The following is an 8,426-nucleotide window of genomic DNA, read 5'->3' as shown; positions in this document are numbered from 1 at the left end:
CCTCTGATCAAAGCTGCCCCGCCGCCCCCGTCCACCGCAGGTAATCTCCGCGCGTCCAGTCGAGCGACACGCCCACGCGCTTCGTCCCCGGCCGGATCTTCGGCTTGTACATCGACAGCGTCAGCGATTCGAGCGCCGGCCATTCGCGGAACGACAGCACCGCGACATCCGCGACGAGCGTCTCCAGCAGCCGCGTATGCGGCTTGTGCGACAGGAACGACGCAACGCGCGCGCAGTACCCGTCGTAATCGATCCACTCGCCCTGCTCGCTCGGCTCGCAGCGATACCCGAGCCGCGCATCGATCACGATCGGCTGCGGCGCCTCGTGCTCGTGCGCGTGAATGCCGATCCGCGCGGGCACCTTCAGTTCGTCGACGAACACGCTCCAGCCGCGCCCGCGCAGGCGCGGCGCGTCGATCGCCACGAACGGTTCGTCGAACGGCTTCATGAGACGAGCGGCGCCGCGGCGTCGAGCATGATGCGCACGAAATAGTCGGCGAAGCTGCGACGCAGGACGATCTCGAACGTGTCGTCGCCGGTCGGGATCAGCGTGATCGGCGACTTGAAGTAGTGCGACTGCGCGCACTGGCCCGGCTTGAACACGCGCGGATGCAGGTCGAGCGGGCAGCCGCGCGCGATCACGTCGCGCACGCGTTCGCCGCTGATCTCGACGACCGTATAGCCGCTGCCGACGTCGACGGCCGCCGCGTACGAGCCCTGCACGGCCTCCGCCAGCTTCGCCTCGAGCACGCCGGCCTGAACCGGCCCGTTCGACCGCACGAGCCATTCGTCGGGGCCGAGCCACAGCACGTCGTACTCGGCGCCGCGCGCCACCGTGTTCGGCTGCGCGGGCGGCCGGCAGCCCACCACGCGCTCGAACGCGGCGACGAATGCCGGATCGTTCAACTCGCCGCGCACGTTGACGAGATCGAGGAACGGCCGCTCGCGCAGCGTGAACTTCTTCGATACGCGCGCCTGGTGCGCCTTCAGCACGTCGGCCGCGCCGACGAACGGCGATTCAAGCGTCACGCCGCCCGCACCCGCCACCTGCGTCTGGTTTCTCGTTTCATTCCACATGCTGACGCACCCCTTCGGTATCGTAGAAAACCGGGCTCGAAATCTTCGCGGTGATGCGGCGGCCGTTGGCCAGCGGAATCACGACGCTCTCGCCCATCTTGTTCAGGCCGCCCTTCACCACCGCGAGCGCGATCGAGCGCTTCAGGATCGGGCTGTAGTAGCTGGACGTCACGTGGCCGATCATCGGCGTCGGATCGACCGCCGACACCTGCGTGTCCTTCGCGACGATCTGCGCGCCTTCCGGCAGCACGAACTGTTCGTCTTCGGTCAGCAGGCCGACGAACTGCTTGCGGCCTTCCTTCGCGGTATCCGAACGCGACAGCGAACGCTTGCCGAGGAAGTCCTTCGACTTCGCGACGAGCCCGCCCATCCCGAGGTCGTACGGCGTGATCGAGCCGTCGGTGTCCTGGCCGACGATGATGTAGCCCTTCTCCGCGCGCAGCACGTGCATCGTTTCCGTGCCGTACGGCGTGATGTCGAACTCGGCGCCGGCCGCCATCAGCGCTTCCCACACCGCGCGGCCCGCATTCGCCGGCACGTTCACTTCGTAGGCGAGTTCGCCCGAGAAGCTGATCCGCATCACGCGCGCCTTCGCGCCGGCAACCGTGCCGTTGCGGTAGCTCATGAACGGGAACGCCTCATTGCCGAAGTCGATGTCCTGGCACACCTTCTGCACGACCTTGCGGCTCTTCGGGCCGACCACCGCGAACGTCGCCCAGTGATCGGTGACGGACGCGAGCCGCACCTTCATGTCGGGCCATTCGGTCTGCAGCCAGCGCTCGAGCCACGTCAGCACGCGCGCCGCGCCGCCAGTGGTGGTCGTCATCATGAAATGCTGGTCGGCGAGGCGCACGGTCACGCCGTCGTCGAACACCATCCCGTTTTCGTCGAGCATCAGCCCGTAGCGGCACTTGCCGATCTCGAGCTTGTTCCACGGGTTCGTGTACATCCAGTTCAGCAGCTTCACCGCGTCCGGGCCCTGGATGTCGATCTTGCCGAGCGTCGACGCATCGAGAATGCCGACGCCGTTGCGCACCGCGAGGCATTCGCGCTTCACGGCCGCATGGAGATCCTCGCCGTTCTTCGGGAAATACCACGGCCGCTTCCAGTTGCCGACGTCCTCGAACATCGCGCCGTGCTCGACGTGCCATTCGTGCACGGCCGTCTTGCGGATCGGGTCGAGGAAGTCGCCCGTCTCGCGGCCCGCGAACGTGCCGAACGACACGGGCGTGTAGTTCGGGCGGAACGTCGTCGTGCCCGTTTCCGGAATCGTCTTGCCGAGCGCGCCCGCGAGGATCGCCATCCCGTTGATGTTGCCGAGCTTGCCCTGGTCGGTGCCGAAGCCCATCGCCGTGTAGCGCTTCACGTGCTCGACCGATTCGAAGCCTTCGCGCGCGGCGAGCAGGATGTCGGCGGCGGCAACGTCGTTCTGGAAGTCGACGAACTGCTTCGGCCCGCGCGCGGCCGCCTCGCGGCTGCCGACGAGCCACAACGGCTGCAGCGCGCCTTCGACGGTTTCCGCGACCTGCGGTGCGGCCGGACGCTGCGCGGCCGTGAAGCCCGCGGCCTTCGCCGCTTCGACGCCCGCATCCACCGCGAGCCGCAGCGCACGGGCGAGCCCGAATTCGCCGGCCGCCGCGCCGATGCTCGCTTCCGCCTGCACGGGCTTGCCCGGCAGGAAGCACGCCTTCTCGTCGTTCCAGCACGCCTTGCCGCCCGATTGCGCGAACAGGTGCAGCACCGGGCTGAAGCCGCCCGACATCGCGACGAGGTCGCACGGCAGCGTCTGCAGCTTGCCGCCGGTCTGGCCGTTCGAGTAGGACGCGACGTCGACCGACGATACGCGCCACTTGCCCGAAGCGGCCGTGACGACCGCGCCGCTCATCACCGTCACGCCCTGCCGCTTCGCAGCGGCCGGCAGCGCGCCGTTCGACGACGCGCGGGAATCGACGACCGTCACCTTCGCGCCGCACGCCTTCAGGTCGAGCGCGGTCTGATAGGCGCGGTCGTTGTTCGTGAACACGACCACGTTGCGGCCCGGCAGCACGCCGAAGCGATGCACGTAGGTCGACACCGCGCCCGCCAGCATCACGCCCGGCAGGTCGTTGTTGCCGAACACGATCGGCCGCTCGTGCGCGCCGGTCGCGAGGATCACGCGTTTCGCGCGGACCTTCCACAGCAATTCGCGCGTGCCCTTGCGCATCGACACCGGCAGGTGATCGGTGAGGCGTTGCGTGACCGTCACGAGGTTGTGGTCCTGATAGCCGAACGCGGTGCTGCGCGACAGGATCGTCACGTCGGGCAGCTTGCGCAGTTCGGCCTCGATCTTCTCGACCCATTGCAGCGCGGGCTTCGCGTCGATCTCCGCGCGGCACGACAGCAGGCTGCCGCCGAGTTCGCGCTGGTCGTCGACGAGAATCACGCGCGCGCCGGCCGTGGCGGCCGCATGCGCGGCGGCGAGGCCCGACGGGCCACCGCCGACCACGAGCACGTCGCAGTGCGCGTAGCATTTGTCGTAGCGATCGGCGTCGAGCACTTCGGGCGCCTTGCCGAGGCCGGCCGCTTCGCGGATCTTCTCTTCGTACTTCGGCCACATGTTGCGCGGCCACATGAAGGTCTTGTAGTAGAACCCGGCCGGCATGAAGCGCGAGAACTTCTGGTTGATCGCGTACTTGTCGTTCTCGAGCGTCGGCTCCGCGTTCACGCTGGTCGCGACGAGCCCCTGGTACAGCTCGATCTCGGTCGCGCGCGCGTTCGGCACCGTGTACGGGCCGGTTTCGAGCTGCACGACGGCATTCGGTTCCGCGACGTCCGCCGTCGCGATCCCGCGCGGACGGTGGTACTTGAAACTGCGCGCGACGAAATGCACGCCGTTCGCGAGCAGCGCGGACGCGAGCGTGTCGCCCTGGAAGCCCTGGTACGTGCGGCCGTTGAACGTGAACGTCAACGGAATCGCGCGATTGATGCGGCCACCGGTGCCGAGGCGGTCTTTCTGGCTCATTTGCTCGTGCCCTCTTCGTGTGCGTTGCCGGCAGCTGCGCCACTGTTGGCAGCCCCACCGAACTTTTCGTAGCCCTTGATATCGTAGGTCACCGTGTCGCGCGTGACCTTGAACCAGCGGCGGCAGCCCTGCGTGTGCAGCCATTGCTCCTTGTGGAGCCCGCGCTTGTTCTCGCGCATGAACACGTATTCGCCCCATTCGCGGTCGGTCATGGTCTCGTTCGCCACCGGGCGCACGATGTCGGCTTCACCGCCGCACGTGAACTCGGATTCGGCGCGCGGCCCGCACCACGGACATTCGATCAGCAACATGTTTCTTTCTCCTCAGTGCGGTTAGTGCGCGACGGCAGCGGCGCCGTGCTCGTCGATCAGATGGCCCGTGTAGAAGCGGTCGAGCGCGAACGGTGCGTTCAGCGGATGCGGTTCGTCGCGGGCGATCGTGTGCGCGAACACCCAGCCCGAGCCGGGCGTCGCCTTGAAGCCGCCGGTGCCCCAGCCGCAGTTGAAATAGAGGCCCTTCACGTCGGTCTTGGTGATGATCGGGCACGCGTCCGGCGACACGTCGACGATGCCGCCCCACTGGCGGTTCATCCGCACGCGCGAGAACACCGGGAACATCTCGACGATCGCCTGCAGCGTGCTTTCGATGATGTGGAAGCTGCCGCGCTGGCCGAAGCCCGTGTACTGGTCGATACCGGCGCCGATCACGAGGTCGCCCTTGTCGGACTGGCTGATGTACGCGTGCACCGCGTTCGACATGATCACCGAGTTGACGACCGGCTTGATCGGCTCCGACACCAGCGCCTGCAGCGGGTGGCTTTCGATCGGCAGACGCACGCCGGCCATGTCGGCGAGCGTCGTCGTGTTGCCGGCGGCGACCACCGCGACCTTCTTCGCCTTGATGAAGCCCTTCACCGTATCGACGCCGACCACCGCGCCGCCTTCGCGGCGAATGCCCGTGACCTGGCAGTTCTGGATGATGTCCACGCCGGCGCGGTCCGCGCCGCGTGCGAAGCCCCAGGCCACCGCGTCGTGACGCGCGACACCCGCACGGCGCTGGATCGATGCGCCGAGCACCGGGTAGCGGCTGTTCAGGTTGATGGTCGGCTCGATTTCCTTGATCTGCGCGGGCGTCAGGAATTCGGCATCGACACCGTTCAGCCGGTTCGCGTTCACGCGGCGCTCGGTGTCGCGCACGTCCTGCAGCGTGTGGGCGAGGTTCATCACGCCGCGCTGGCTGAACATCACGTTGTAGTTCAGGTCCTGCGACAGCCCTTCCCACAGCTTCATCGCCTTCTCGTACAGCGCGGCCGATTCGTCCCACAGATAGTTCGAGCGCACGATCGTCGTGTTGCGCGCGGTGTTGCCGCCGCCGATCCAGCCCTTCTCGAGGATCGCGACGTTCGTGATCCCGTGTTCCTTCGCGAGGTAGTACGCGGTCGCGAGGCCGTGGCCGCCGCCGCCGACGATCACGACGTCGTATTCCTTCTTCGGCTCCGGGCTCTTCCACTGCTTCTCCCAGTTCTCGTGATACGAGAGGCCGTTGCGGAACAGGCTGAATATCGAGTAGCGGCTCATGTTTGGATCCTTCGTTAGCATTCGATGACGTTCACGGCGAGGCCGCCGCGCGACGTTTCCTTGTATTTCGTCTTCATGTCGGCGCCGGTTTCGCGCATCGTCTTGATCACGGAATCGAGCGATACGTAGTGCTGGCCATTACCCTTGAGCGCCATGCGCGACGCGTTCAGCGCCTTGATCGCGCCCATCGCGTTGCGCTCGATGCACGGAATCTGCACGAGCCCGCCGACCGGGTCGCAGGTCATCCCGAGGTTGTGCTCCATGCCTATCTCGGCCGCGTTCTCGACCTGGTCGGGCGTGCCGCCCATCACGGCGGCGAGCGCGGCGGCGGCCATCGAGCAGGCGACGCCCACTTCGCCCTGGCAGCCGACTTCCGCGCCGGAGATCGACGCGGTTTCCTTGTAGATGATCCCGATCGCCGCGGCCGTCAGCAGGAATTCGACGATGCCGGCTTCGTTCGAGCCCGGCACGAACTTCACGTAGTAGTGCAGCACCGCGGGGATCACGCCGGCCGCGCCGTTGGTCGGCGCGGTGACGACCCGGCCGCCGGCCGCGTTCTCTTCGTTCACGGCCATCGCATACAGGTTGACCCAGTCGAGCATCGACAGCGGATCGCGCAGCGACTCTTCCGAACGCGCGCGCAGGCGGCCATTCAACTCGGCCGCGCGACGCTTCACGCGCATCGGGCCCGGCAGGTCGCCCTCGACCTTGCAGCCGCGCTCGACGCAGGCGGCCATCGTGCGCCAGATCGCGAGCAGTCCGGCGCGCACTTCGTCGGCGGGGCGCAGCGCGCATTCGTTGCGCAGCATCAGTTCGGCGATCGACAGCCCGTGCTCGCGGCACTGGCGCATCAGGTCGTCGCCGGTGCGGAACGGATACGGCACGTCGACCGCCGCCCGCACGCCGTTCACGCGATCGCCGTCGCGGTTCACGACGAAGCCGCCGCCGACCGAGTAATACTCCTTCTCGACGAGCAACTGGCCGTGTTCGTCGAACGCCTGGAAGCGCATCCCGTTCGGGTGCACGATGCTCGTGCCGCTCATCAGCTTGCGAAAGAAGCCGATGTGCTCCTTTTCCTCGAAGCGCACCGTCTGCTTGCCGAGCAGCGACAGCGTCTTCTCCGCGCGGATCGCGGCGAGCCGCGGCTCGATCAGGTCCGGATCGATCGTGTCGGGCAGGTGGCCCTCGAGGCCGAGCAACACGGCCTTGTCGGTGCCGTGGCCCTTGCCGGTCGCGCCGAGCGAGCCGTACAGCTCGACCCGCACACGGCGCACGAAGCCGAGCAGGTTCGCGTCCTCGACGTGCGACGCGAAGCGGCACGCGGCGATCATCGGGCCGACCGTATGCGAACTGGACGGGCCGATGCCGATCTTGAACAGGTCGAACGCGCTGACGTTCATCTGGCTTCCTTTGGGTTGCATGCGTGAAATGTCGTTGGGCCCCAGTACATCAAAGCGTAAAATCGGCCGATAGAACAAAAACGGCATCGGCGTGGGATAGCGCCGCCAAGCGCCGCGCCGGCCGGCCCGAAAGTGCGTTTTGGCGATGGTTCGCGACGAAAAACCACAAGTCCGGCCGCGGCCGATCGGCGACGCTGGCTGCATCCGCGCCGCCCCGGCAGCCGTAACCCGCAAACCGAGTGAAACGAGTGAGACCGCCTGCCCGGCGTGACGAGATTGGCCGCGATGACCCCCGACGTACCCGCTTCCCCCCTCGCAGAACCCGCGCCGCGGCGCATCCGCTTCGGCATCGTGCTGCTGCCGAACTTCACGCTGACGGCCTTCTCCGGCTTCGTCGACATGCTGCGGCTGTCGGCCGACGACGGCGACTACAGCAAGCCGGTGCGCTGCGCGTGGAGCGTGATCGGCGAGACGCTCGCGCCGGTGCGCGCGAGTTGCGGGATCCAGATCACGCCGTGGGAGACGTTCGACGCGGCCGAGCCGTTCGACTATGTGGTGGTGGTCGGCGGGCTGCTGCATTCGGGGCCGCAGGCCGGCCCTGAAACGCTCGATTTCGTCCGCCGCGCGGCGGCGGACGGCGCGACGGTCGTCGGCATCTGCACCGGCGTGTTCACGTTGATGCGCGCCGGCGTGCTCGACGGCTGCCGCACCTGCGTGAGCTGGTTCCATTACTGGGATTTCATCGAGCGCTTTCCGTCCGCCGACCCCGACCTGCTGATCGCCGACCGGCTGTTCGTGATCGACCGGCGCCGGATCACGTGCTCGGGCGGCCGCGCGTCGATCGACGTCGCCGCCGCGATCCTGCTGCGCCATTTCGATCACGCGACCGTGCAGAAGGCGCTGCGCATCCTGCTGGTCGGCGAGATGCAGAAAGGCAATGCGCCGCAGCCGCATCCGCCGGGCCTCGAACCGGCGACGCATCCGAAGGTCAAGCGCGCGATTCTTCTGATGGAACAGCACGTCGGGCGGGCGCTGCCGCTCGAGGAACTCGCGTGCAAGCTCGACCTGTCGACGCGGCAGCTCGAACGGCTGTTCAAGGCGGAGACCGGCAAGAGCCCGCAGGCCTTCGCGAAACAGGTGCGGCTGCGTACCGCCGCGTGGCTGCTGACGAGTTCGGACCGCACGGTCGCCGATATCGCGTCGAGCTGCGGATTCGCCGATGCGTCGCACCTCGGGCGCGAATTCCGCAAGCAGTTCGGCGTGCCGCCGGCGACGTATCGCGAGCGCGGCGGCGACGTGGCTGAAGTCGCCGCGACGCCCGACGGGTCGGCCGATCCGGTCGAGGACATCGCCGACTGAACGGCCCCCGGG

7 protein-coding genes are annotated in these 8,426 nt (G+C 67.6%); 1 reads left to right on the top strand and 6 read right to left on the bottom strand.

The annotated features are described in order from the left end of the window. Nucleotides 1-7: 7 nt before the first annotated feature. From H0X95_RS35375 to H0X95_RS35350, 6 genes are read right to left on the bottom strand one after another with little or no spacing between them, the layout of a single operon-like run. Nucleotides 8-448, bottom strand: coding sequence for a dihydroneopterin aldolase (locus tag H0X95_RS35375; protein WP_059720693.1), 441 nt, complete (start codon nucleotides 446-448; stop codon nucleotides 8-10). Continuing rightward, the gene (locus H0X95_RS35370; protein ID WP_006496827.1) at nucleotides 445-1,077 is read right to left on the bottom strand and encodes a sarcosine oxidase subunit gamma; all 633 of its coding nucleotides are present in this window, start codon (nucleotides 1,075-1,077) and stop codon (nucleotides 445-447) included. The genes H0X95_RS35375 and H0X95_RS35370 overlap by 4 nt, the downstream gene beginning before the upstream one ends. Further along, entirely contained in the window at nucleotides 1,067-4,078 is a 3,012-nt protein-coding gene (locus H0X95_RS35365) for a sarcosine oxidase subunit alpha family protein (RefSeq protein WP_196446424.1), read from the bottom strand. Before H0X95_RS35365 ends, H0X95_RS35370 begins: the two co-directional genes overlap by 11 nt. Beyond that, nucleotides 4,075-4,389, bottom strand: a complete 315-nt coding sequence (locus H0X95_RS35360; protein WP_034201959.1) for a sarcosine oxidase subunit delta — start codon at nucleotides 4,387-4,389, stop codon at nucleotides 4,075-4,077. The genes H0X95_RS35365 and H0X95_RS35360 overlap by 4 nt, the downstream gene beginning before the upstream one ends. A gap of 21 nt (nucleotides 4,390-4,410) precedes the next feature. Next, complete coding sequence (locus tag H0X95_RS35355) at nucleotides 4,411-5,655, bottom strand: sarcosine oxidase subunit beta family protein (RefSeq protein WP_006480591.1); 1,245 nt, start codon at nucleotides 5,653-5,655, stop codon at nucleotides 4,411-4,413. A gap of 14 nt (nucleotides 5,656-5,669) precedes the next feature. Then, the gene (locus tag H0X95_RS35350; protein ID WP_006489136.1) at nucleotides 5,670-7,055 is read right to left on the bottom strand and encodes an L-serine ammonia-lyase; all 1,386 of its coding nucleotides are present in this window, start codon (nucleotides 7,053-7,055) and stop codon (nucleotides 5,670-5,672) included. A 285-nt stretch (nucleotides 7,056-7,340) separates the two neighbouring features. Here H0X95_RS35350 and H0X95_RS35345 point away from each other — a divergent pair, with 285 nt between their 5' ends. After that, entirely contained in the window at nucleotides 7,341-8,414 is a 1,074-nt protein-coding gene (locus tag H0X95_RS35345; protein WP_048989544.1) for a GlxA family transcriptional regulator, read from the top strand. The last annotated feature ends 12 nt before the right edge of the window (nucleotides 8,415-8,426 follow it).

The organism is Burkholderia sp. 9779_493 (assembly GCF_015712215.1).
Taxonomy (GTDB): Bacteria; Pseudomonadota; Gammaproteobacteria; order Burkholderiales; family Burkholderiaceae; genus Burkholderia; species Burkholderia cenocepacia.
The sequence above is the reverse complement of the archived record's forward strand: the minus strand, read 5'-3'. Positions and strand labels throughout refer to the sequence as shown.